General features: G+C 74.0%; 18 protein-coding genes. 15 read left to right on the top strand and 3 right to left on the bottom strand.

The features are described 5' to 3' along the window. A partial coding sequence (locus ACFYYT_RS36300; protein WP_388610693.1) for an AMP-binding protein occupies positions 1–2,285 on the bottom strand: 2,285 nt, incomplete at its 3' end. A gap of 237 nt (positions 2,286–2,522) precedes the next feature. Further along, positions 2,523–3,878 carry a helix-turn-helix domain-containing protein gene (locus tag ACFYYT_RS36295; RefSeq protein WP_351829037.1) on the bottom strand — a complete coding sequence of 452 codons (1,356 nt, stop codon included), beginning with the start codon at positions 3,876–3,878 and terminating at the stop codon, positions 2,523–2,525. Between the two features lie 289 nt (positions 3,879–4,167). Between ACFYYT_RS36295 and ACFYYT_RS36290 the strand changes: the two genes are divergently transcribed. Next, positions 4,168–4,365, top strand: coding sequence for a hypothetical protein (locus ACFYYT_RS36290; protein WP_351829035.1), 198 nt, complete (start codon positions 4,168–4,170; stop codon positions 4,363–4,365). Between the two features lie 34 nt (positions 4,366–4,399). Here the strand turns inward: ACFYYT_RS36290 and ACFYYT_RS36285 are convergent, their stop codons facing one another. Continuing rightward, on the bottom strand, positions 4,400–8,236 hold the full coding sequence (locus tag ACFYYT_RS36285; protein WP_351829033.1) for a BTAD domain-containing putative transcriptional regulator: 3,837 nt from the start codon (positions 8,234–8,236) through the stop codon (positions 4,400–4,402). Between the two features lie 199 nt (positions 8,237–8,435). Here ACFYYT_RS36285 and ACFYYT_RS36280 point away from each other — a divergent pair, with 199 nt between their 5' ends. The 14 genes from ACFYYT_RS36280 to ACFYYT_RS36215 form a co-directional block, all read left to right on the top strand. Then, positions 8,436–8,774 carry a nuclear transport factor 2 family protein gene (locus ACFYYT_RS36280; protein WP_351829030.1) on the top strand — a complete coding sequence of 113 codons (339 nt, stop codon included), beginning with the start codon at positions 8,436–8,438 and terminating at the stop codon, positions 8,772–8,774. A 595-nt stretch (positions 8,775–9,369) separates the two neighbouring features. Next, positions 9,370–10,125, top strand: a complete 756-nt coding sequence (locus tag ACFYYT_RS36275) for a tyrosine-protein phosphatase (RefSeq protein ID WP_351829027.1) — start codon at positions 9,370–9,372, stop codon at positions 10,123–10,125. A 391-nt stretch (positions 10,126–10,516) separates the two neighbouring features. Then, positions 10,517–12,565, top strand: a complete 2,049-nt coding sequence (gene fusA / locus ACFYYT_RS36270) for an elongation factor G (RefSeq protein WP_351829024.1) — start codon at positions 10,517–10,519, stop codon at positions 12,563–12,565. Between the two features lie 144 nt (positions 12,566–12,709). After that, the gene (locus ACFYYT_RS36265) at positions 12,710–14,143 is read left to right on the top strand and encodes an MFS transporter (RefSeq protein WP_351829022.1); all 1,434 of its coding nucleotides are present in this window, start codon (positions 12,710–12,712) and stop codon (positions 14,141–14,143) included. A 139-nt stretch (positions 14,144–14,282) separates the two neighbouring features. Then, the gene (locus ACFYYT_RS36260) at positions 14,283–15,491 is read left to right on the top strand and encodes an aminotransferase class I/II-fold pyridoxal phosphate-dependent enzyme (RefSeq protein ID WP_351829019.1); all 1,209 of its coding nucleotides are present in this window, start codon (positions 14,283–14,285) and stop codon (positions 15,489–15,491) included. 64 nt (positions 15,492–15,555) lie between these two features. Continuing rightward, complete coding sequence (locus ACFYYT_RS36255; RefSeq protein WP_351829016.1) at positions 15,556–16,071, top strand: MaoC family dehydratase; 516 nt, start codon at positions 15,556–15,558, stop codon at positions 16,069–16,071. Between the two features lie 83 nt (positions 16,072–16,154). Then, positions 16,155–16,994: an SAM-dependent methyltransferase gene (locus ACFYYT_RS36250; RefSeq protein WP_351829014.1), complete on the top strand. Its 840-nt coding sequence runs from the start codon at positions 16,155–16,157 to the stop codon at positions 16,992–16,994. Continuing rightward, positions 16,991–18,037: a class I SAM-dependent methyltransferase gene (locus ACFYYT_RS36245; RefSeq protein ID WP_351829012.1), complete on the top strand. Its 1,047-nt coding sequence runs from the start codon at positions 16,991–16,993 to the stop codon at positions 18,035–18,037. The genes ACFYYT_RS36250 and ACFYYT_RS36245 overlap by 4 nt, the downstream gene beginning before the upstream one ends. Positions 18,038–18,096: 59 nt before the next feature. Then, positions 18,097–18,990, top strand: coding sequence for a diiron oxygenase (locus ACFYYT_RS36240; protein WP_351829010.1), 894 nt, complete (start codon positions 18,097–18,099; stop codon positions 18,988–18,990). A gap of 34 nt (positions 18,991–19,024) precedes the next feature. Then, complete coding sequence (locus ACFYYT_RS36235; protein WP_351829007.1) at positions 19,025–19,915, top strand: hypothetical protein; 891 nt, start codon at positions 19,025–19,027, stop codon at positions 19,913–19,915. A gap of 1 nt (position 19,916) precedes the next feature. Continuing rightward, the gene (gene acpS / locus ACFYYT_RS36230; protein ID WP_351829005.1) at positions 19,917–20,675 is read left to right on the top strand and encodes a holo-ACP synthase; all 759 of its coding nucleotides are present in this window, start codon (positions 19,917–19,919) and stop codon (positions 20,673–20,675) included. Continuing rightward, the gene (metK, locus tag ACFYYT_RS36225; protein ID WP_351829003.1) at positions 20,672–21,895 is read left to right on the top strand and encodes a methionine adenosyltransferase; all 1,224 of its coding nucleotides are present in this window, start codon (positions 20,672–20,674) and stop codon (positions 21,893–21,895) included. Before acpS ends, metK begins: the two co-directional genes overlap by 4 nt. A gap of 1 nt (position 21,896) precedes the next feature. Further along, positions 21,897–22,880, top strand: a complete 984-nt coding sequence (locus ACFYYT_RS36220; RefSeq protein WP_351829002.1) for a carbohydrate kinase family protein — start codon at positions 21,897–21,899, stop codon at positions 22,878–22,880. Further along, positions 22,877–23,895, top strand: a 1,019-nt coding sequence (locus ACFYYT_RS36215) for a homocysteine S-methyltransferase family protein (RefSeq protein ID WP_351829000.1), incomplete at its 3' end; no start/stop codon positions are given. The genes ACFYYT_RS36220 and ACFYYT_RS36215, both read left to right, overlap by 4 nt.

Genomic DNA, 23,895 nt, shown 5'->3' with positions numbered 1-23,895 from the left:
TGTTGGTGGAGTCGGTGGACGTGGGTGGGTGAGGCGGGTTCGCCGCCGGTGTAGACGATGCGGGTGGTGGTGAAGGTCTCGGGGTGCTCGTCGGTCAGGTAGTTGAACAGGCTGGAGGAGAGCTGGAGCATGCTCACCGCGTGCTGCTGGGCGAGGGCGGCGATGAGGGCCGGTTCGGGGCGTTGTCCGGGCTGGAGGACGGTGGTGCCGCCGTGGAGGAGTGCGCCCCAGAATTCGAGGCTGAAGGCGTCCCAGGAGACGGGGGAGCATTGGAGGAAGGTTTCGCCGGGTCCGAAGGTGGCGTAGGTCTGGGCGGTGAGGGTGGAGACGAGGTTGCGGTGGGAGGAGAGGATGCCCTTGGGGCGTCCGGTGGAGCCGGAGGTGAACATCACGCAGGCGACGTCGTCCTGGGTGAGGGCTATGGCGAGGGGCGTGGCGGGGCGCCCCGCGATGGTCTTGGCCTCGGCTTCCGTGTCGACGCGGACCGTGGTCCAGCGGTCTGGTGTGAGGCGGGTGTGGTGGTGGGTGTCGGTGATGAGGGTGGTGAGGGAGGCGTCCTGGGCGGTGCGGGTGAGGCGTTCGTCGGGGAACTCGGGGTCCAGGAGGGCGTAGCCGGCGCCGGTTTTGAGGACGGCGAGGACGGCTATGGCGAAGTCGGTGCCGCGGTCGAGGAGGATGCCGGCGAGGTCGCCGCGGCCGAGGCCGGTGGTGGTGGTGAGGTGGTGGGCGAGGCGGTTGGCGCGGGTGTCGAGTTCGGCGTAGGCGAGTTCCTGGCCGCCGTAGACGAGGGCGCGGGCGGCGGGGCGTAGCCGGGCCTGTTCTTCGAAGCGGTCGACGAGGGTGTCCTGGCCGGTGTCGACCCGGATCCCCGTCCACTCCTCCAGCACCTGCCGCCGCTCCACCTCACCGAGCAACTCGACCTCGGTGAGCGGCAGTTCGCCGGGCGACGACAGGACGGCGTCCACGAACCGCAGGAAGCGGTCCTGGTGCCCGGCGACCGCGTCGACGTCGCACACCTCGGGCGCCGCGTCGAAGTCGATCCGCAGACCGTCCTCGGGCCCCAGGTCGTACACGCCGACCGCCAGGTCCTCCACCGGCCCGTTGCTCAGGTTGTGCTGCGAGGTCGGCAGTCCGCAGAAGCGCATGCCCGGCGTGAACGCCATGATGTTGATCAGCGGGGCGGTGATCCGCCGCTCCGCCTCGCCCAGACCCAGGTCGCGGCACATGTCCTCGTAACGGGTGCGCTGGTGCTTCAGGGCCCGGCGCGTCTCGGTGACCACCGAGGCCAGCAGCCCGGCCGCGGTCGTGGCCGCCGGCACCGCCACCCGCAGCGGCACCACGTTCGACATCATGCCCGGGGTGCGACGGGCCAGTTCGGTGCGCCGCCCCGTCACCGGCAGGCCCAGCACCAGTTCCCCGCTCCCGCTGACCCGGTGCGCGTACGCCGCGACCAGCGCGATCACCAGCATCGACCACGGCGCCCGGCGCTCCCGTGCCACCTCCCGCAGCCGCTGCGCCCGCTCCGGCGACAGGACCACGGTCCGGCGTACGAAGGGCAGCGCACCCGGCGCCGTCCGGCCGGTCCGGCCCTCGCCGAGGCGCGGCGTCGGCGGCAGTCCGGCGAGGTGCCCGGCCCAGTGGGCGCGGTCCGCGGCCCCCTCCGGCGAGGCGCGGTAGGCGTCGTCCTCGGCCAGCAGCTCCGCCAGGCTCCCGAACGGGCTCGGCCCCCAGGGCTCGCCCGCCACCGCCCGCTCGTACAGCTCGACGAGCCGCTGGTCGAGCAGGGCGATGCCCAGCCCGTCGACCACCAGGTGGTGGAAGGCGTGGAAGTAGAACCAGCGCTGCTCCCCGCCGTCCGTCCGACCCGCCCGGACCAGTACGTGCCGGGTGAGCCAGTCCGTCTCCAGGTCGAACGGCCGGGCCAGCTCCGCCGCCATCCAGGCCCGGCCCGCCTCCGCCGGATCGGGCTCGCCGTCCAGGTCGACGACGCGCAGCGACCGCCCCTCGGGCTCGGGGTGCAGCAGCTGCCAGGGGCTGCCGTCCTCGTCGGAGCCGGTGCCCCGGACCCGCAGGATGTCGGCCTCGCGGGCCAGCCGGTACCAGGCCCGGGCCAGCAGGCCGGGGTCGAGGGGGCCGGTGAGCTCCCGGTACTCCCCGATGTTGTAGCGGCAGCCGGTGGCGTCGAGCCCGTGGGCCGTCCAGATGTCGCGCTGCGCCGCCGAGAGGGGCAGCCGCACAGCGGCCGGCCCGTGCGCGCTGCTGCGTTCGGACGCGGTGGGAGACATGCGGAGGCTCCTCGGAAGGGGTGGTGGGGTGGATCGGGAATCCGGGATCCGGATGCGCCGGGGGCGCGCCGTCCGGCCGTACGTCATACAACCCGCGGGCCATGGCCCGCGGCGGCAGTTGCTCCGGCACTCCGGCAGCAGTTCCCTCCCGGGAGCGTTGCCCCTCCCCCTTCGGGGCCTGCCGAGGGCCTCGGCGCCGACCGCCGGATCGAGGGGGGCGGGGCCGGGCCCGGGGTGTCAGGCGCGTTGGGGGGCGCGGGGGGCGGCGGCGCGGACCAGGCCCAGGACCCGGAAGCGGGCGCCGCCGCTCTCGTGCGCGGCCCGGACCATTCCGCCGATCAGCAGTTCGCGCAGCATCCGGCCGGACTCCGGCAGGCCGCGCCCCGTCAGCGCCGCCACCTCCGTCAGCCCGAACTCCGCCTCATCGCCCTCCGGTTCCGTCGCGCACAGCGCGTCCATCAGTTCCCGGGCCCCGGGCGACAGCCGGTCCGTACGCCGGTGCAGGGCGGCCCGGAAGCCGTCGGCGCCCGCGCCCCCGCCGAGGTGGTCGAGGAGGGCGACGGGGTCGGCGTCGAGGCTGTGGCACAGCGTCGCCAGATCGCAGACCACCAGCCAGGACGCGGCCGCCGCGAGCGCCCCCGGGTGCCCGTCCAGACGCCGGCAGAGCGCTGCCGCCCGCTCCAGCTCGGCGGGGCCGGCCGTGAACTCCGGCCGTACGCGCCGGACATGAGCGAGGAAGACCCGTACGGCCGGAGCGGCCGCGACCGCCTCGGGGGCGGCGCCCCGCGCGGGCACCTCCAGCGGGGGCAGCAGGAAGATCCGTTCCCCGGGCGTCTCCCACGGCTGCTCCGAGGTGACCAGCAGCCGCAGCCCCGGGCAGGCACGCAGCAGGGCGGTCAGCCGGTCGAACCGGGGGGTGGCCGCCGGGGCGCCGTCGAGGACGAGCAACACCCGCTGCTCGCCGATGACTTCGGACAGCCCCGGCAGCGTCCCCGGCGTTCCCGCGTCCGCCGCGTCCGCCGCCGCCGCCGCGGCGCCCCCGTACAGCCAGGCCACCGCCCCGGTCACCCGTTCCGTCAACTCCGCCTCACCGCAGGCGAGGTAGTCCGCCGTGGCGTCCGGGAAGGCGTGCCACAGCACCGGCACGCCGGCCCGGTGCAGCCGCTCGGCGACCTCCAGCGCCACCCGCGTCTTGCCCACCCCGCCGAGCCCCACCAGGTTCACCAGCCGCTCGCCGCCCGCGCCCAGTTCCCGCTCCAGCACCGCCGTCTCCGCGTCCCGGCCCGGCATCGCGTGCAGCGCGGTCGGGGGCGCCGGGGGCAGCGCCCAGCCCTGGCCGCCCGCCCGGCCCTGCTGGGCGGCGGCCTCCAGGGCGGCCCGGGCCCGCGGGCCCAGCCGCAGCGCGTCCGCCATCAGCCGCACCGTGTCGGGGCGGGGGCGTCTCGCCTTGCCGTGCTCCAGATCGCGGATGGCCCGCACGCTGATCGTCGAGAGGTCGGCCAACTCCCTCTGGGTGAGCCCGATGCGCAGCCTGTGGGCCCGTATCAAGGCTCCCACCCGGGAGGTCGTGTCCGTGTTCACATGGGCGTTCATAGAGGCGCTCCCGGTGACGATGGGGGGAACGGCGAGGTCAGGGGTGACGACCCGGTTCCTGCTCCCCATCGTCGGCAGCGCGCTATCCCGCAGGCATCTCCGGCCGATCGGCCCCCGGCCGCACCCGCCGCTATCACCACCGGCGGGAATATAGGTCCGCGCGAGCGGGACGTGATAGCGCCGGGATAGGGGCGGGGCCGGTGCGGGGATTCCGGCCGTTCCTAAGTTGAGGTCCAGAAAGAAGGAAGCGCCCCGGAACCCCCGGAGCGCACCGACGGAAGGATCCGAAATGAACCTCGCCCCCGCCCTCCGCGCCGCCCTCGTCACCGTCGCCATCGCCGCAGCCGCGGTGCTCGGCACCCAGGCCGCCCAGGCCGACGGCCCCGTCACCGCCGGCACCACGGCCGGCACCACCGCCGGTACCCCGGCCGCCCCGCAGGCCACCCCCGCGCCGAGCTCCACCACGAAGACCAACCCGTGGGACTGACCCGCCCCGCAGGGGCCCGGGCCCGCCCGTCCCGTCAGGGAGCGCCCAGCAGCTGCACGGCTTCGGCCAGTTCCCGCTCCATGCCCCGGTCGCGGAACGCCCGTACCGCACTCTCCAGCAACTCCCGGGACCGCGAACGCTCCCCGGCGCCGCCGTTCGCGGCCAGCAGCCGCGCCAGGTCCAGCCGCACCAGGGCGGCACCGCCCTGGTCCATGATCTGCTCCCGCACCGACAGGGCCTGCGCGTAGAAGCCGCGGGCCGCCTCGCACCGCCCCATCTCGGCGTGCGCGTGCCCCAGGTCCCGCAGCAGGTGCCCCTCGCCTATCACGTCACCGCTGTCCCGGCACAGCTCCAGCACCTCGGTGTAGGTGCGCACCGCCCGCTCGTGCTCCCCCTGCCCCTGGAGCAACTGCCCCGCCCGGCGCAGGGTCCGGGCCTGCCCGCCCGTGTACCCCACCGAACGGTAGATGCCGAGCGCCTCGTCGAGCCGGCTCTGCGCCGCCGAACTCTGCCCCCGCCGCATCCAGATGTGCGCGCTCTGCGTCAGCACGATCGCCCGGCCCACCACGTCGCCCGCCCGGTCGAAGTCCCGCAGCGCCCGGTCGTAGAGGGACAGGGCGTGGTCCTCGTTGCCCCGCATCCGCTCCAGGAGCGCCAGGTCGCGGTGGCACAGCGCCAGCCCCTGCCGGTCGTCCAGCTCCTGGAACAGCCCGAGCGCCGTCGTCAGCGCCGAGCGGGACTCCTCGCTCTGGCTCCGTCCCAGGTGGAGCACCCCGAGGGAGCTCAACAGCGCCGCCGTGCCGCGGGTGTTGCCCGCCGCCCGCACCGACTCCAGGGCGAGACGGTGCGTACGCTCCCAGTCGTCCAGGTACCCGCGGCCCTCGAACAGGGTCGCCAGCGTGGTGGCCAGGTCCCAGCACAGCTCGTCCATGTCCTCCCGGGCGGCGTGCTCCACCGCCTGGACCAGGTTCGCGTGCTCGCTGTCGAGCCACTCCAGCGGATCCACCAGCAGTTCGTCCACACAGCTCGCCGGGGGCTCCCAGCGCGGCGCGGAGCCGTGCAGCACGGTGAAGTCCCCGCCGTAGATGCGCCGGTGGGCCTGCTCCGCGAGGGACATCCAGCCGCCCAGCATCCGCGCCGTCGCGGTCTGCTGGTCGGCCGGCTCGTGGTGCGCGGCCAGCTGCTCGCGCGCGAACACCCGGATGATCTCGTGGAAGCGGTAGCGGAAGCCGCCCGTGGACTCCACACCGACGACGTCCAGCATCTGTACGTCGACCAGCGGCTCCAGCAGGTCCGAGGCGAACGGCCGCGGATCGTCGAGCAGCGCCCCCGCGAGCCAGCCCGGCAGGGTCTGCCCCTGGGCCAGGCTCAGCAGGCGCAGCAGCCGGCGGTCCTCCGAGGCCAGCCCGTCGTGGGTGAGGGAGAGGCTGGCCCGCATCGTCATCTCGCCGTGCGTCAGCTCGTCGAGGCGGTGCCGTTCGTTCGCGAGCCGGTGCACCATCGACGCCAGCGTCCAGTGCGGGCGGGCCGCGAGCCGCGCGGCGACGATCCGCAGCGCGAGCGGCAGCCCGCCCACGGTCCGGATCAGCGCCTCGACGGCCGCCGGCTCGCGGGCCACCCGGTCCTGGCCGATCACCCGGACCAGCAGCTCGACGGCGTGCCCGTTGCTCATCACGTCCAGCTCGACGCGGTGCGCCCCCGGCAGGCCGGTGAGCCGTACCCGGCTGGTGACCAGCACCGCGCAGGTGTTGCTGCCGGGCAGCAGGGGCCGGACCTGGCTCTCCGACGCGGCGTCGTCCAGCACCACCAGGACCCGGCGGGCGGCGAGGAGCGTGCGGTACATCTCGGCGCGCTCGTCCTGCGATTCGGGGATCACCGGGCCCGGGATGCCGAGGGCGCGCAGGAACCGGCCGAGCACCTCGCCGGAGGTGGCCGGGGTGCCGGTGCCGCGCAGGTCGCAGTACAACTGGCCGTCGGGGAAGGCGGTTTCGCTGAGCCGGTGCGCGATGTGGGTGGCCAGCGTGGACTTGCCGGTGCCGGGCTTGCCGACGATCACGGCCACCCCGACGGCCCGGCCGCCGCCGTCGCCGAGGAGGGCGCGCTCGACCCGGACGATTCCCGCCTCGTCCCCGACGAAGTCGGAAGTGTCGGCGGGCAGTTGGCGCGGAGTCTCCTCCCGGTACCCCGCCCCGCCGTCCCCGGCACCGCTGCCGGGATGCCCTCCGGGCCCCGTGGGCGTGGGCGCGCCGGGGTGGGCCGCGCGCTGCGCCCCGGCGGCTCCGTCAGGGTGGCTCCGGCGGGCGGGGGCGTCGGGGTGCGCGAGGGGTGCGGCGGCCGGGGTACCCGGGGCCGCGCCGGGAGCGTCCGGGGGTACCCCGGGCCCTGCCGGTGCCGTTCCGGCGGCTTCGCCCGGGTGGCCCCGGCGGGTGGGGGCGGTGAGGGCGCCGGGCTGGGTGGGGGTCCCGGGCCACGGAGCCGCGTCGGGGCGGATCGCGCGTTGTGCCTCACCCGTACCGGCCGGGTAGCCGCCACGGGCGAGCGCGACGGTGTGCCCGGCGGGTGCCACGAGCGTGCCGGTGGGTCTCGGGGTCGAGCCGGGCGCGTCCGAGTGACCTCCGGGCCCGGTCGCCACGGCTCCGGCGGGCGGGCCGAGGGTGCTCCCGGGGACGGTGGTGCCGGGGTAGCCGTCGGGCTGGGCGGCCGGGGGCCCCGGAGCCGCGCCGCGCGCACCGGCGGGGTACGCGCCGGAGGGCTGCTCGGGGGCGCCGCCGGGGTGAGAGCCGGACGGGGCCGGGTACGGGGTGCCCTCGGATCCGGCGGGGTGGGCCGCGAGGGTGGGTCCGGCGCCGGGCCGTCCCGGCGCCTGGTCCGCGGCCCAGCCGGGGCCCGGGTCGGGGTAGCCGCCGCCGAAGGGGGTGGGCAGGGCTCCGACGTAGCCGGGGACGTCGGCGCCGGCCGCCGCCGCCGCCCAGCCGCTGCCCCCGGCCGCCGCGCCGCCCGCAGGCCAGGCCGTCCCGCCGGGGGATCCGTCCCGGTCCGGGGGACGGGGCGCCCCGAACGGGACCGGTCTCGCGGTGGGCGGGAGCGGCGGGACCGCGCCCGAGAGGATGGCCCGCTCCAGCCCGCGCAGCTCGCCCCCCGGCTCCAGGCCGAGTTCCTCCACCAGCAGCTCGCGCCCGACCCGGTAGCTCTCCAGTGCCTCCGCCTGGCGGCCCGACCGGTACAGCGCCAGCATCAGCTGCCCGCGCAGCCGCTCCCGCAGCGGGTGGACCCGTACCAGCAGCTGGATCTCGCCCACCAGCTGGTGGTGGCGCCCCAGATCGAGTTCGAGCTCGATACGGGTCTCGGCGGCCGTCAGCCGCTCCTCGTCCAGCTGGAGCGCCTTGCTGCGCAGCGTCTCGCTGGACACCCCGCTCAGGCAGTCGCCCTGCCACAACTCGCCAGCGAGGCGGAGCAGTTCCACCGCCTCGGCCGTCTCCCCGCGCTTGCGCAGGGTCCGCGCCTCCGCGACCCGGCGGGCGAAGACGGCGGCGTCGACGAGGTCGCCCTCCGTCTTGAGGGCGTACCCCGGCGGCCGGGTGGTGATGGCGGCGGCGATGGCCGCCGTCGTGAAGACCTTCCGCAGCCGCGACACGCAGATCTGCACCTGCGTCCGCGCCGTGTCCGGCGGTTCGTCGTCCCAGATCAGGTCGACGAGGTAATCCGTGCTGACGACCCGGTTCGCCTCCAGCAGCAGCGCGGCGAGGATGACCTCCTGCCGCCCCGGGGGAATCCGCACAGGGCCGCGCGGACCGCTCACCTGTAAGGGTCCGAGGATGCGGAACACCACCATGTCAGGGGTGTGCGGAGCCCCGCCGGGCGAAACGGTCATGATTCTCCCAGCTGGAGGCACACCAGAGATCGGGTGGAGCGCGGGCTCAGTCTCTCCGAACACCTCTCCGGTTGTCCATGGTGTGGAGATTGCGTGGTGGTGAAGCGCGATAGGCGGGGGATAGCCCGGAGTTGCGGTCCGGGCGGACCGTGGGGAGGGCGGCATCCGGAGGGGGTGCGGCGGTACGAAAGGACCTCCCATGACCAGTCGGCACGCCGGGCGGCTGACGCCCAGCCGGGTCGTCACCGACTCCGGGGTGGACCACGTGCGCCTCGCCTACCACTACCTCGACACGGGCGACCTCGACGGCTACGGCTCCCTGCTGCACGCGGGCACCGCCCTCGGAGCCGACCTGGAGTGTCCGGCGGCCACCGGAGCCCGGCACCACATCACCCGGATCGTCGCCGAGGGGGACTGCGTGATCGCGATGGGCCGACTGGCCCCGCAGCAGCACGAGTTCGTGGACGTGTTCACGCTCTCGCCCGAGGGCATGCTGCGCGACTGCCGCCGCTACTACCCGGCCCCGCCGGCGGCCTAGAGAACCGAACTGGGCGTTCTCCGCGCCCGGTTCGCCGCGCGGGGCTATCGTGCCGGGTGGGGGAGGGCTTCGCGGTGCGACGTGAGCGCGCGCACGATACGGGCGGACGGCGGGAGCGCACGACGCGCTGTTCCCGCCGGTCCGCGAGCGGTCCGCGCCCTCGGTTCCCCGGCGCGGACCTCGGCTCCCGCTCCGGGGACGAACGCGCCGTCCCCGGGGTGTGCAACCCCCCGCCCCGCCGAAGGCGCCCCCCGAGCGGGGGCTGGTGCGGCCGGCCCGCCGCGCGTACCCGCCGAGGCCGGCGGGGAGACGGGCCGCAAGTCCGGGCGCCCCGACGGCGCCCCCTTCGCCCTGCCCGGAGAGCGGGCCCCGGAACCCCCGCACCACGTCGCCCCGTACGGCCCGCCCCCGACGGCGGCACCGCCCCCCCCGGGCCGCCGTGACGGGCGTCGCCCCGGCGTTGAAGCCCGCTCCACGGCCGCCCAGCGGGACCCGTGGAGCCGGCTTCAACGCCCCGGCGGGCCGGCCGCTGGGGGATCCCGGCCGCTGGGGGATCCTGGCCGCACGACCGTCCGACCAGCCACCGGAGCCACCGTTGCCGCACACCGACGCCGACACCCCACCGGCGCGCCGCCACATCCCCTTCGAGCGCCTGCACAACTTCCGCGACCTCGGCGGCTACCGCTCCCGCGACGGCCGCACCCTGGCCCACGGCCGGCTCTACCGGGCCGACTCCCTCGGCAAGTTGCGGGGCGCCGACTGGGACCGATTCCTCGAACTCGGCATCCGTACCGTCATCGACCTGCGCTACCCCTGGGAGATCGAGGCCAAGGGCCGGATACCGCAGCCCGAGCGGTTCACCTACGCCAACCTCAGCATCGAGCACCGGCCCTACGACCAGGCCGCCATCGACCCCGCCCTCGACCCCTGGCGCTACCTCGCCGACCGCTTCGCGGAGGTCGCCGAGGACGGGGTGGAGGAGATCCGCCGGGCCATCGAGCTCATCGCCGACGGCCCCGGCCCCGCCGTCTTCCACTGCACCTCCGGCAAGGACCGCACCGGGCTCGTCGCCGCCCTGGTGCTCACCCTGCTGGAGGTCCCCGAAGAGGAGATCCTGGCCGACTTCGCCCTCACCGAGCTGGCCACCGAGCGCCTCGTCGCCGACTGGCGCGCCGCGAACCCGGCACGCACCCTGCTCTGGCCCTCGTACGGGCGGGCCCCGGCCGTCGTCATGTCCCTGGTCCTCGCCGACCTCACCAGCCGCTACGGCTCCCCGGGCGGCTACCTCACCGACGCCGTCGGCATCACCCCGGACGTCGTCGCCCGGCTGCGCGCACGCCTCCTGACGTAAGGTCACCCCACCACGGCGCGGGCGGCGGCCGGGAAAACCCCGTGCCCCGCCCGCGGCCGCGCTCGTAGACTCGCCCCACGCGCCGCCGACAGGCGCCGCGTACCCGTTGCCGAGCGAAGAGAAGGGGAACCGCCATGCGCACGCACCGCACTGCCACCGCCGCCGCCGTTCCCCCGTCCCGGTACGACGTGATCCTGGTGTCCCGCAGCGCGCGGTAACGGCTGCGCGGCCGTCACCGTCCGCCCCTGACGCACCCCGGGTCACCCCTGCCCCCGCCCCGCCCCGCACTCCTGAAGCAGGAGCGCGCCGCGCCGCGCCGGGCCGGGCCCCCGCGTCCGCAATCGCGCCGACCCGCTCCACTTCGCCACGCGGCACCGAAAGGCCCCGGGCCATGCGCACCGTCAGTACCTTCCACACCCCCAGCCCCCTCGCGACCATCCGCAACCTGGGCATCCTCGCCCACGTCGACGCGGGCAAGACCACCCTCACCGAGCGGATCCTCTTCGCGACCGGAGCCGTCCACAAGCGCGGCGAGGTCCACGCCGGCACCACCGTCACCGACTTCGACCCGCAGGAACGCGACCGCGGCATCACCATCTTCGCCGCGGCCGTCAGCTGCACCTGGAGCGGCCACCGCGTCAACTTGATCGACACCCCGGGCCACGTCGACTTCGCCGACGAGGTGGAGCGCTCCCTGCGCGTGCTCGACGGGGCCGTCGCCGTGTTCGACGCCGTCGCGGGGGTCGAGCCGCAGAGCGAGTCCGTGTGGCGGCAGGCCGACCGGCACGGCGTGCCGAGGATCGCGTTCGTCAACAAGCTGGACCGGGCGGGCGCCGACCTCGATACGGCCGTCGCCTCGATCCGGGACCGGCTCGGCGCGGTCCCGCTGGTGGTCCAGCTGCCCGTCGGGCGTGAGGACGGCTTCACCGGCGTCGTCGACCTGCTGCGCATGCGCGCCCTGCTGTGGCGCGCGGGGGCGGACACGTACGCGGTGGAACCGGTCCCCGAGCCGCTGCGCGCGGAGGCCGCCCGCCGCCGCCGGATCCTGGAGGAGGCGGTCGCCGAGCTGCACCCGCAGGCCCTGGAGGAGTTCTGCACCGACTCGGCGCTCAGCGAACCGACCCTGGTCCGGGCGCTGCGCGAGCTGACCCTCGCCCGGGAGGCCGTGGTGGTGCTGTGCGGCTCGGCCTACCGCAACCGCGGGATCGAGCCCCTGCTGGACGCCGTACGGGACTACCTGCCGGCGCCGTCCGACATGCCGCCGGTGCGCGGCACGGCCCCGGACGGCACCGAGCTCGAACGCGCCCCCGACCCGGCGCAGCCGCTCGCGGCGCTGGCCTTCAAGGTGACGGCCACCGCCACGGGACGCCTGACCTACCTGCGCGTCTACGCGGGCACCCTGCGCAAGGGCGATCCGGTGCGCGATCCGGCGACGGGCCGCACCGAGCGGGTCGGCCGGATCCTGCGGGTCCAGGCCGACCGGCACGAGGAGCGGGAGGAGGCGGTCGCCGGTGACATCGTCGCCGTGATCGGTCTGAAGGCCGCCGGAGCGGGCACGACCCTGTGCGCGCCCGGAGCGCCGCTGCTGCTGGAGCCGCCCACGGTGGCGGAGCCGGTGGTGTCGGTGGCGGTCGAGGTGCGGCGCGGCAGCGAGACCGGCCGGCTGGCGGCGGCGCTGGCCCGGCTGGTCGAGGAGGACCCCTCGCTGGTCGTGCGCACCGACGCGGAGACCGGGCAGACCGTGCTCTCGGGGATGGGCGAACTCCATCTGGAGGTCGCGGTGGAGAAGGTCCGCCGGGACCACGGGCTGGAGGTGTCCGTCGGCCGTCCGCAGGTCTCGTACCGGGAGACCGTGGTGCGGGGGGTGCGCGGTTTCGTGTACCGGCACGTCAAACAGGACGGCGGGGCGGGCCAGTTCGCCCATGTCGTCATCGACGTCGAGCCCTGGGAGGAGGCGGGCTTCGCGTTCCGCTCGGAGGTCGGCGGCGGCCGGGTCCCGTCGGAGTACGCGCGCGCCGTCGAGGCGGGCTGCCGGGACGCCCTGGCCGAGGGCCCCCTCGGCGGGCACCCGGTGACGGGGCTGCGGGTGGTCCTCACGGACGGGGCGACCCACTCCAAGGACTCCTCGGAGATGGCGTTCCGGGCGGCGGGCCGGTTCGCGCTGCGCGAGGCGCTGCGCGTGAGCACGATGGAGCTCCTCGAACCGGTCGCGGAGGTCACGGTGACCCTCCCCGAGGACGCGGTCGGCGGGGTGCTCGGCGACCTCGCGGGCCGCCGGGGGCGGGTGACGGGTTCGACCGCGCAGGCGGGCACCGCGGTGATCACGGCGACGGTGCCGCTGGCCGAACTCTTCGGCTACGCGTCCCGCCTGCGCGGGCGCACCCAGGGCCGGGGCACCTTCACCACCCGCCCGGCGGGGCTCGCCCCGGCGCCGCGCTGAATGACTCCCTCCGGCCCCCGCCCGTACGTGGCGGGGGCCGGAGGACAGGGCCTTGAACTCTCCCTTACATACCCCCCATGGGTATGCTACGTTGCTACGCGAAGGTACCCCCCAGGGGTATAGGGCAGAGGAGAGGTCAGGGCAATGTCAACCGTCAATCCCCGGCGCTGGTGGGCACTTGGCGTGCTTGCCACCGCACAGTTCATGGTGATCATGGACACGTCGATCATCGGAGTCGCGCTCCCCGAGATGCAGAAGGACCTCGGCTTCTCGCAGGGCGAGTTGCAGTGGGTCTTCAACGCCTACGTCATCGTCTTCGGCGGGTTACTCCTGCTCGGCGGCAGGCTCTCCGACCTGTTCGGCGCGCGCAAGATCTTCGCCACCGGCTGGGCGACGATGATCGTCGGCTCGGTGCTCGCCGCCGCCGCGCAGAGCGCCGCCGTCGAGATCGCCGGCCGCGCCGTCCAGGGCGTCGGCGGTGCGCTCATCGCCCCGTCCGCGATGACCCTGCTGATGATGCTCTTCGGGCACAACCCGAAGGAGCTCGGCAAGGCGATGGCGCTCTACGGCGCCGCCGCACCCGCGGGCGGTACCGCCGGCGTGTTCCTCGGCGGGGTGTTCACCGAGTGGATGAGCTGGCCGTGGGTCTTCATCATCTACGTGCCGATCGGCCTCGCGACCCTCGCCGCCACCAAGCTGCTGCCCGCCGTCCAGGCCCGCCGCGGCTCCGTCGACGTCCTCGGCGCCGTCGCCGTCACCGCCGGACTCGCGCTCGCGGTCTTCGCCGTCGTCCGGGCCCCCGAGGTCGGCTGGGGCGCCACCGCCACCGTGCTGGAACTGATCGGCGCGGTCGTCCTGCTCGCCCTCTTCTTCGTGGTTCAGAAGACCGTCCGCGAGCCGCTCATGCCGCTCGGCGTGTGGCGGATCCCGCGGCTGGGCTCGGCCAACCTCGCGATGACCCTGCTGGGCGCCGCCTGGATCCCGATGTGGTACTTCCTCAACCTCTACCTCCAGCAGGTCCTGAACTACGGCGCCTTCGCCTCCGGCGCCGCCCTGCTGCCCATGACCGTACTGCTGATGATCTTCATGACGGCGATCACCGCCCGCCTCCTGGGCCGGTTCGGCGCCAAGCCGCTGATCGCGGGCGGTCTGCTGGTCCTCGCCGCGGGCCTGGTCTGGCTGTCCACCGTCGAGCCGACCGGCACCTTCCTGGTCGACGTCCTGCCCGCCTCGCTCGTCGCCGCGCTCGGCATGGCGCTCGCCTACATCCCGGCGATGATGGCCGCCATGGCCGGGGCCCCGCAGGAGCAGGCCGGTCTCGCCTCCGGCATCGTCAACACCACGTACAACGTGGGCTCCGCCCTCGGCTTGGCCGCGCTGACCGCCCTCGCCACCACCCAGGGCGCCGGCGAGCTGGGCAACCTGCCCGCCCTCACCGACGGGTTCAGCGCCGCGTTCCTCGGTGCCGCCGCCGTCGCGGCCGCCGGAGCGGTGATCACGTTCCTCACCATGAAGGGCGACCGGCCCGCCGCCGCCTCCGACGCCCCGGCGCCGAGCGCCGAGAAGGCGGGGGTGTGAGGGACGGGGCAACCCGCGCCCGCCCAGGGGTCGCCCGACGTCCTTCCCGGACGTCGGGCGACCCCTTTTCCACGCCCTTTTCCGCGCTCACGCCCACCCGCACCCGCACCCGTATCCGTACCGACGAAGGGAAACCCCGATGAGGGACATCCGCACCCGGGCCGTCCACGTGGCCCAGGAGACCGGCGCCACCGACGCCGCCGGCGCCCCCACGAGCCGGCCGCTGTCCGTGCCGCTCGTCCAGTCCTCCGCCTTCGCCTTCGATTCCGCCGACGAACTCGCCCGCGCCATGGCCGGACCTGACGGCGCGTACGTCTACGGCCGCCGCGGCAACCCGACCGTGCGCGCCCTGGAGCGGACCCTCGCCGACCTGGAGGGCGGGGCCTCGGCCATCGCCTTCGCCTCCGGCATGGGCGCCATCAGCGGGATCCTGCTCGCCCTGCTCCGCCCCGGCGACCGGGTGATCGCGCAGCGGTGCCTGTACGGGGGGACGTACGCGGCGCTGAGCGACCTGACGGAGCGCTACGGCATCGAGGTGGCGTACATCAGCGGCGACGACCCGGCCGAGTTCGAGGCGCTCGCCGGGCCGCGCACCAGGCTGCTGCTCCTGGAGACCATCGCCAACCCGACCGCGCGGGTCCCCGACCTGCCCGGGCTGCTGGCCGCCGCCCGCCGGCACGGGGTGCTCGGCGCGGTGGACAACTCGCTGGCCTCGCCCGTCCTGTGCCGCCCCGTCGAGCTCGGCGCCGACATCGTCCTCCACTCCACCACCAAGTACCTCGCCGGTCACTCCGACGTCATCGGCGGCGCGGCCGTCTTCGCCGACGACGCCCTGCGCCGCGAGGTGTGGCCGCGCACCGTCGAACTGGGCGCCAGCGCGGACCCGTTCGCCGCCTGGCTGACGCTGCGCGGGATCGCCACGCTGCCGCTGCGGATGCGCGCGCACTGCGCCAACGCCGCTCTGCTCGCCGAACGGCTCTCCGGCCACCCGGCGGTGACGGCCGTGCACTGGCCGTGGCTGGGATCGCACCCCCGCGCCTCCCGGGCCCGCACGCTCCTCTCGGGCGGCGGCGGGCTCCTCTCCTTCGAGCTGGCGGGCGGCCGCGAGGCCGGCAGGGCCTTCGTCGAAGGGGTCGAGGTGGCGCGCCTGGCGCTCTCCCTGGGCGGGGTCGAGACGCTGGTCACGCACCCTGCCAGCACCTCCCACCGGGAGCTGGACGAGGGGGCGTTGGCGCGGGCGGGCATCGGCACGGGCCTGGTGCGGATGTCGGTCGGCATCGAGGACCCCGAAGACCTGTGGCGGGACATAGAACAGGCACTGCGGTCTTCTTTTGGGTTGACAAAATAACCGGCGGATTCGTAGATTGGTTCACGCCAGAGAAACAACTCCTCTACGTCAAGGGGGGCGCGTGATGCGCTACTTCGAGGACTTCCGGACCGGTGACGTCCACGAGCTGGGCACCGTCACCGTCACCGCGGAAGAGGTGCTGGAGTTCGGCAGGCGCTTCGACCCGCAGCCCTTCCACACCGACCCGGAGCTCGCGGCGCAATCGCCGTTCGGCGGCCTCATCGCCAGCGGCTGGCACAGCGCCTCGATGTTCATGCGGCGCTACGTCGACGGGCTGCTCGCCTACAGCGCCTGTACCGGCTCGCCGGGCGTCGACGAGATCCGCTACCTGCGGCCCGTGCGCCCGGGGGACGTGCTCACGGCGCGGGTCGAGATCCTCGGCTCCCGCCCCTCGCCGTTCAACCCGTCCACCGGGGTCGTCCAGCCCAAGTGCACGCTGGTGGACCCCGACGGGAACGTCGTCTTCAGCATGATCCTGCACAGCATCTTCCAGCGGCGGCCCGCCGCGTCCGACGCCGCCCACCCCGCGTCGGCCTGCGCCGCGCAGGACCCCGTCGTGCGCGTCAGCTCCCTGGCCTGAACCTCCGTCAGGGGAGCGCCGCGCCCGCGGCCCCGCCCCCCCGTGACACCCGTCCCGTCCGCCGAAGTGAAGGGAGACCTCCCGTGGAGGCCGTATCCCGCACCGCCCAGTGGACCGCCGCAGCGCGGGCCCTGGAGACCGACCGCGAGGACCGGCTGTTCGCCGATCCGTACGCGCGCACCGTCGCCGACACCATCGGCTTCGACCTGCTCGACCGCTACGCCGGCGCCGGAACCGTACCGTTCCTCGCCATCCGCACCACCTACCTCGACCGGGCCATCGTCCGCGCCGTCGAGGACCACGGCATCCGCCAGGTCGTCTTCCTCGCCGCCGGCATGGACACCCGCTTCTTCCGGCTCCCGTGGCCCGACGGCGTCACCGTCTACGAGCTCGACCGCCCCGCCCTCCTGGAGGTCAAGGCGGACATGCTGGCCGGCGAGCCCGCCCCCGCCGGACGCACCCGCGTCACCGTCCCCGTCGACCTCACCGAGGACTGGACCGGCCCGCTGCGCGCCGCCGGCTGGAACCCCGACGAGCCGGTGCTGTGGGTCGTCGAGGGGCTGCTCTTCTTCCTCCCCGAACAGGCCGTGCGCCACCTCATCTCCACCCTCGCCGGCCAGTCCGCCCCCGGCTCCGTCCTCCTCGGCGACGTCATCAGCAAGGCCGCACTGCAGAACCCGCTCTCCCGCGCCTTCCTGAACTGCCTGGAGGAGGACGGCAACCCGTGGCTGTTCGGCACGGAGACGCCCGAGCAGCTCCTCGCCGAATGCGGCTGGGAGGTGCGCGAGGTCCGCCAGCCGGGCGAGTCCGGCGCCGACTTCGGCCGCTGGCCCTACCCCGTCCCGGCCCGCGCCGTCCCGCGCGTCCCGCGGTCCTTCCTGTTCACCTGTGACCTCCCGACCGCAGAGGTGAGAGCGGCATGACCGGCACCCCCGAGTTCCACCAGCGCGTCATCAGCGACGCCGGCGCCGCCGTACGCGGCCTGACCGTCGCCCTCGGCGAACGCCTCGGCCTCTACCGGGCACTCGCCGAAGCCGGCCCGCTCACCCCCGCCGCGCTCGCCGCCCGCGCCGGGATCGACGCGCGGTACGCCGAGGAATGGCTGCACGCCCAGCTGAGCGCCGGGTACGTCGTGCGCGACGCCGGCGCCGGCACCTACGCGCTGCCCGCCGAGCACGCCCCCGTCCTCGCCGACCCGAACGCCGTCACCTACGCCGCCGGGTTCTTCATCGCCCTCAAGGCGCTGTACGCCACCGAGGACCTCCTCGTCGACGCCTACCGCAGCGGCGACGGCGTCGGCTGGGCCGAGCACGACCCGGCCCTCGACACCGGCATGGGCAGCTTCTTCCAGCCCACCTACGAGCACCGCCTCGTCCCCGACTGGCTGCCCGCCCTCACCGGGGTCACCGGCAAGCTCGCCGCGGGCGGCAGCGTCGCCGACGTCGGCTGCGGCGTCGGCCACACCACCCTGCTCATCGCCCGGGCCTTCCCCGAGGCGACCGTCCACGGCTTCGACTACTCCGAAGAGGCCATCTCGCTGGCCCGCCAGCTCGCCGAGGAGGCCGGCCTCTCCGACCGCGTCGTCTTCGACGTCGCCGCCGCCGACGACTACCCCGGCACCGGCTACGACCTCGTCACCTTCTTCAACGCCCTGCACGACATGGGCGACCCGGTCTCCGCCGCCCAGCACGTCCACAAGTCCCTGGACGCCGACGGCACCTGGATGCTCGTCGAGTCGAACGTCTCGCCCGCCGACATCGACACCCAGACCCCCGCCGCCCGCATGTTCATGGCCCTGTCCGCCGTGATGTGCCTGCCCGTGGCCGTCGCCCAGCGCGGACCCCACGCCCTCGGGAACCACTCCGGCGAGCAGGCCTTCCGCGCCATCGCCGAGGAAGCCGGCTTCACCCGCTGGCGCCGCGCCACCGAGACCCCCGTCAACGCCGTGTACGAAGTCCGGCCGTAGGCCCGGTCCGCGTCGCCGCCCCGCCCGGCGCCCCCACCACCACACCCCGAGGAGACACCATGGGCGTCAGCGCCCCCCTGCCGGTCAGCGACCGGTTCCTGGAAGTCCTGGAACGGCTGAGCTCCCGATCCATCGAGGAGTACTACAACCCGTACCAGCAGTTCGACTGGCCCGAGAAGCTCGACGAGGGCCGCATGTGGATGACCCCCGAGCTGCTCACCGTCTACGGCACCCCCTTCTACGAGGAGCTCGGCGAGGAGACCATCCAGCGCCTCTCCAAGTGGGAGAGCATCAACTTCTACAGCCTCAACGTGCACGGCATCCGCGAACTCCTCATCGAGGTCGTCGGCCGCATCCACATGCCCGGCTTCGAGGTGCCCTCCGACTTCTTCCACCACTTCATCGGTGAGGAGAACGAGCACATGTGGTTCTTCGCCGAGTTCTGCCGCCGCTACGGCGACAAGATCTACGGCTCCACCGCCCTGCGCGCCGACTCCGCCTGGGAGCCGGAGGTCGAGAACTTCCTCGTCTTCGCGCGCATCCTGTTCTTCGAGGAGCTCGTCGACCACTACAACACCCGGATGGCGCGCGACGCCTCGCTGTGCCACACCATCCGCGAGGTCAACCGCATCCACCACCAGGACGAGTCCCGGCACATCGCCTTCGGCCGCGAACTGGTCTCCCTGCTCTTCGCCCGCATGCGGGAGGCGGTCCCCGCCGCCCGCGTCGCCGAGGTCGAGGCCTACCTCAAGCGGTACGTGGTCTACAGCATCAACTCCCTGTACAACCCGCACGTGTACCGCGACGCCGGCATCGCCGACCCGATCGCCCTGCGCAACGCGCTGGTCGCCGACGAACGCCGCCGCCCCTTCGAGCGCAAGACCATCCGCAAACCCCTCGGCTTCTTCCTGAAGACCGGGATCTTCACGGACGACGTACTGCCCGTCGTCTGAGAGGGCCGACCGCCGTCCGAGAGGTGATCCCCCCATGACCGTCACGACCACCGCGAGCGCCACCCAGGGCGCCGCCCGCGAGAGCACCACCCCGTCGACCACGGGCCTGCCGTCCCTGGGCCCCGAGGGCACCGCCCTGCTGAGGCTGCTCGACGACACCTTCGAGAGCTGGGGCGTGCGCGCGGGCGCCCGGCCGATGACCATGCCCCCGCTGCTGCCCGCCGCCGACCTGGCCCGGCTCGACTACTACGACAACTTCCCCCACCAGGCCGTCGTCGCCGCCCCGCTGAACCTGGACGTCCGGGAGACCAGCGAATTCTGTACCGACACCGGCTGCTTCCCCTGCGACGCCCTGGAGCCGGCCGCCCTCGGCCTGCCCTCCGCGTCCTGCTACGCCGTCTACATCGACCACCAGGGCCGCCCGGCCGCCGACGACGAACTCGTCACCGTGGTCGGATGGTGCTTCCGCAAGGAAACCCACTACGAGGGACTGCGCCGCCAGCTCGGCTTCCGCATGCGGGAGATCGTCGCGATCGGCACCCGCGAGCACGCCGAGGCGCACCTCGCCGCCTTCACCGCGCGGATCAACGCCTTCGCCGAGGCCCTGGACCTGCCGCTGCGCCGGGAAGCCGCCTGCGACCCCTTCTTCGACAAGGGCAGCTCCAAGGCGGTGCTCCAGCGCCTGACCCCGGTCAAGCACGAGTTCCTGTACGAGGACCTCGCCATCGCCTCGGTCAACACCCACCGCAACTTCTTCGGCGACCGCTGCGACATCCCGCTCGCCTCCGGCGGCGGACCGGCGTTCACCAGCTGCGTCGCCTTCGGCCTGGAGCGCTGGCTGTCGGCCCTCACCCGCCGCCACGGCAGCTGGGAGGCGGCGACCGCCGCGGTGCGCGCCGCCAACGCGGCGGGTCCGGCGGTCTGAGGTGCCGACCCGACCCGTCGCCCCGCCGGCGGGCGGCATGGGCTGGGCGAACCTCGGCATGGACATCGTGTCCGTCACCCGTGTCCGCCGGCTCCTCGGCCTCTACGGGGAGGACTTCTTCCAGCGCATGCTCACCCCCGGCGAACTCGCCGACTGCCACACCTCCGCCAAGCTCGACGTACTGAGCCTGTGCGGGCGGATCGCCGCCAAGGAGGCGGCGTTCAAGACCCTCCGCGTCGGAGCCGTGTTCCTGCCCTGGCTGGACATCGTCGTACGGCGCTCCGAAGGCGGCTGGCCCCTCGTCGAACTGCGCGGCTCCGCGGCCGAGATGGCCGCCGAGTCCGGGATCGCCACCATCACCGTGACCATCAGCCACGACGTGGACTACGCGGTCGCGGTCGCCGCCCCGGTCCTGGGGGAGGCCGGCCCGCCGGGACCCTCCGCACCGCCGGCCGCGCCCTCCGCGGCGGCCGGTACCCCACCCACCCAGCACACTCCAAGGAGAGACACCATGTCCGAAGGTCTGCAGCTCGTGAAGAACTGGCTCCTCGCCCGCCACGAGGAGCTGGAGGACATCGCCCCCGACCTGGACCTCATCGAGACCCGGCTCATCGACTCGCTGTCCTTCGTCGAGTTCGTCTTCCTGCTGGAACAGCACAGCGGCCGGGCGATCCAGATGGAGACCCTCGAGGTCGACGAGATCCGCACCCTCGACGCCATCGAGACGCACTTCTTCGCCGCCCGGACGGTGCAGGCATGAGCAAGCGCCTGTTCACCTCGGAATCCGTGACCGAGGGCCACCCCGACAAGATCGCCGACCGGATCAGCGACACCGTCCTCGACGCGCTCCTCACCGAGGACCCGGCCTCGCGCGTGGCCGTCGAGACGCTCATCACCACCGGCCAGGTCCACATCGCGGGCGAGGTCACCACGACCGCCTACGCGCCGATCGCCGAACTCGTCCGCCGCGCCATCCTCGACATCGGCTACGACTCCTCGAAGAAGGGCTTCGACGGCGCCTCCTGCGGCGTGTCGGTGTCCATCGGCGCCCAGTCCCCGGACATCGCCCAGGGCGTCGACACCGCCTACGAGCAGCGCGTCGAGGGCGCCGCCGCCGGCGAGGAAGGGGACGAGCTCGACCGGCAGGGCGCCGGCGACCAGGGCCTCATGTTCGGCTACGCCTGCGACGAGACCCCCGCCCTGATGCCGCTGCCGATCCACCTGGCGCACCGGCTCTCCCGCCGCCTGACGCAGGTCCGCAAGGACGGCATCGTCCCCTACCTGCGCCCCGACGGAAAGACGCAGGTCACCATCGAGTACGACGGGGACCAGCCCGTCCGCCTCGACACCGTGGTCGTCTCCTCGCAGCACGCCTCCGACATCGACCTGGACTCGCTGCTCACCCCCGACATCCGCGAGTTCGTCGTCGAACACGTCCTCGCGGAGCTGGAGGCCGACGGCATCAAGCTGGTGACCGAGGGGTACCGGCTGCTGGTGAACCCGACGGGCCGCTTCGAGATCGGCGGCCCGATGGGCGACGCCGGCCTCACCGGACGCAAGATCATCATCGATACGTACGGGGGCATGGCCCGCCACGGCGGCGGCGCCTTCTCCGGCAAGGACCCGTCCAAGGTCGACCGCTCCGCCGCGTACGCGATGCGCTGGGTCGCCAAGAACGTGGTGGCCGCCGGTCTCGCCGCGCGCTGCGAGGTCCAGGTCGCGTACGCCATCGGCAAGGCCGAGCCCGTCGGCCTCTTCGTGGAGACCTTCGGCACCGGCACCCTCCCCGACGAGCGCATCCAGGAGGCCGTGACCAGCGTCTTCGACCTGCGCCCGGCCGCGATCATCCGCGATCTCGACCTGCTGCGGCCCATCTACGCCCAGACCGCCGCCTACGGCCACTTCGGCCGCGAGCTGCCGGACTTCACCTGGGAGCGCACCGACCGCGTCCACGCCCTGCGCCAGGCCGCCGGGATCTGAGATGCGCATCGCTGTCACGGGATCCATCGCGACCGATCACCTGCTGACCTTCCCCGGCCGGTTCGCCGAGCAGCTGCTGGCGGACCGGCTGGACCGGGTCTCCCTTTCGTTCCTCGCCGACGGACTGGACGTGCGGCGCGGCGGCGTGGCGGCGAACATCGCCTTCGGCCTGGGCGTGCTGGGCCTGCGCCCGCTGCTGGTGGGCGCGGTCGGCGCAGACTTCGAGCCGTACCGGGTGTGGCTCAAGGACCACGGCGTCGACACCGAGCCCGTCCGCGTGAGCGAAACCCTCCACACGGCCCGCTTCGTCTGCACCACCGACGCCGACCAGAACCAGATCGCCACCTTCTACGCGGGCGCCATGGCCGAGGCCCGCGAGATCGACCTGCGGGAGGTCATCGCCCGCTGCGGGCGCCCCGACCTGGTGCTGATCTCGCCCGACGACCCCGCGGCCATGCTCCGTCACACGGCCGCCTGCCGGGAGCTGGGCCTCGCCTTCGCCTCCGACCCCTCACAGCAACTGGCCCGGCTGACCAGGACCGAGGTGCGGGAACTGATCGAGGGCGCCGGGCGCCTGTTCACCAACGAGTACGAGTCCGCCCTGCTGTGCGAGCGCTCCGGCCTGACCGAGGCGCAGGTCCTGGACCGGGTCGGCTCCTGGGTCACCACCCACGGCGAGGGCGGCGTACGGATCAGCGCCGAGGACCGGGCACCCCTGACCGTGCCCGCCGTGGAGGTCGGGCAGGTCGTCGACCCCACCGGCGTCGGCGACGCCTTCCGGGCCGGATTCCTCGCCGGGACGGCCTGGGGGATACCCGAGCGGTACGCGGCCCAGCTGGGCTGCGCCGTCGCGGCGACCGTACTCGGCCACACGGGTACCCAGGAGTACCGGCTGTCCCGGGACTCCCTGCTGGCCCGGCTGCGGGCGGCGTACGGCCCGGCGAGCGAAACGGAACTGTCCGCACACCTGAGGGAGATGCGATGAGGCGGTCACTGCGCGCGGAACTCGCGACCCGCGTGGTGGTCGCGGACGGGGCGATGGGCACGATGCTCCAGGCCGCCGACCCGACGGACGAGGACTTCCTGGGGCTGGAGGGCTGCAACGAGATCCTGAACGCCACCCGCCCCGACATCGTCCGCTCCGTGCACGACGCCTACTTCGCGGTGGGCGTGGACTGCGTCGAGACCAACACCTTCGGCACGAACCTGGCCGCCCTCGCCGAGTACGGGGTGGAGGAGCGGGTCTACGAGCTCTCCGAGGCCGGCGCCCGCATCGCCCGCGCGTCCGCGGACGCGTTCACCGCCCGGGACGGGCGCCCCCGCTGGGTCCTCGGCTCCATGGGCCCGGGCACCAAGCTCCCCACCCTGGGGCACGTGGGGTACGAGCCCCTGCGCGAGGCCTACCAGCAGAACGCCGAGGGCCTGATCCGGGGCGGCGCGGACGCCCTGCTGGTGGAAACCAGCCAGGACCTGCTCCAGACCAAGGCCGCCGTCATCGGCGCGCGGCGGGCGCTGGACTGGTGCGGGATGGGAGACCTGCCCCTGATCGTGCAGGTCACGGTCGAAGCGACCGGCACGATGCTGCTGGGTTCGGAGATCGGTGCGGCGCTCACCGCGCTGGAACCCCTCGGCATCGACATGATCGGGCTGAACTGTGCGACGGGTCCGGCGGAGATGAGTGAGCATCTGCGCTATCTTGCGCGCAATGCGCGTATCCCGCTGTCGTGCATGCCGAATGCGGGTCTGCCGGTTTTGACGAAGCAGGGCGCGCATTATCCGTTGTCGGCGTCGGAGCTGGCGGATGCGCAGGAGACGTTCGTGCGTGAGTACGGGCTGTCGCTGGTGGGGGGCTGCTGCGGCACGACGCCGGAGCATCTGCGGCAGGTGGTGGAGCGGGTGCGGGGGGCTGCTGTCACCGCGCGTGCTCCGCAGCCGGAGGCGGGGGCGGCGTCGTTGTATCAGACGGTGCCGTTCCGGCAGGACACGGCGTACATGGCGAT

This window comes from Streptomyces sp. NPDC002032, from assembly GCF_042890765.1.
Classification (GTDB): Bacteria; Actinomycetota; Actinomycetes; order Streptomycetales; family Streptomycetaceae; genus Streptomyces.
This window is presented reverse-complemented; position numbering and strand designations above follow the sequence as displayed.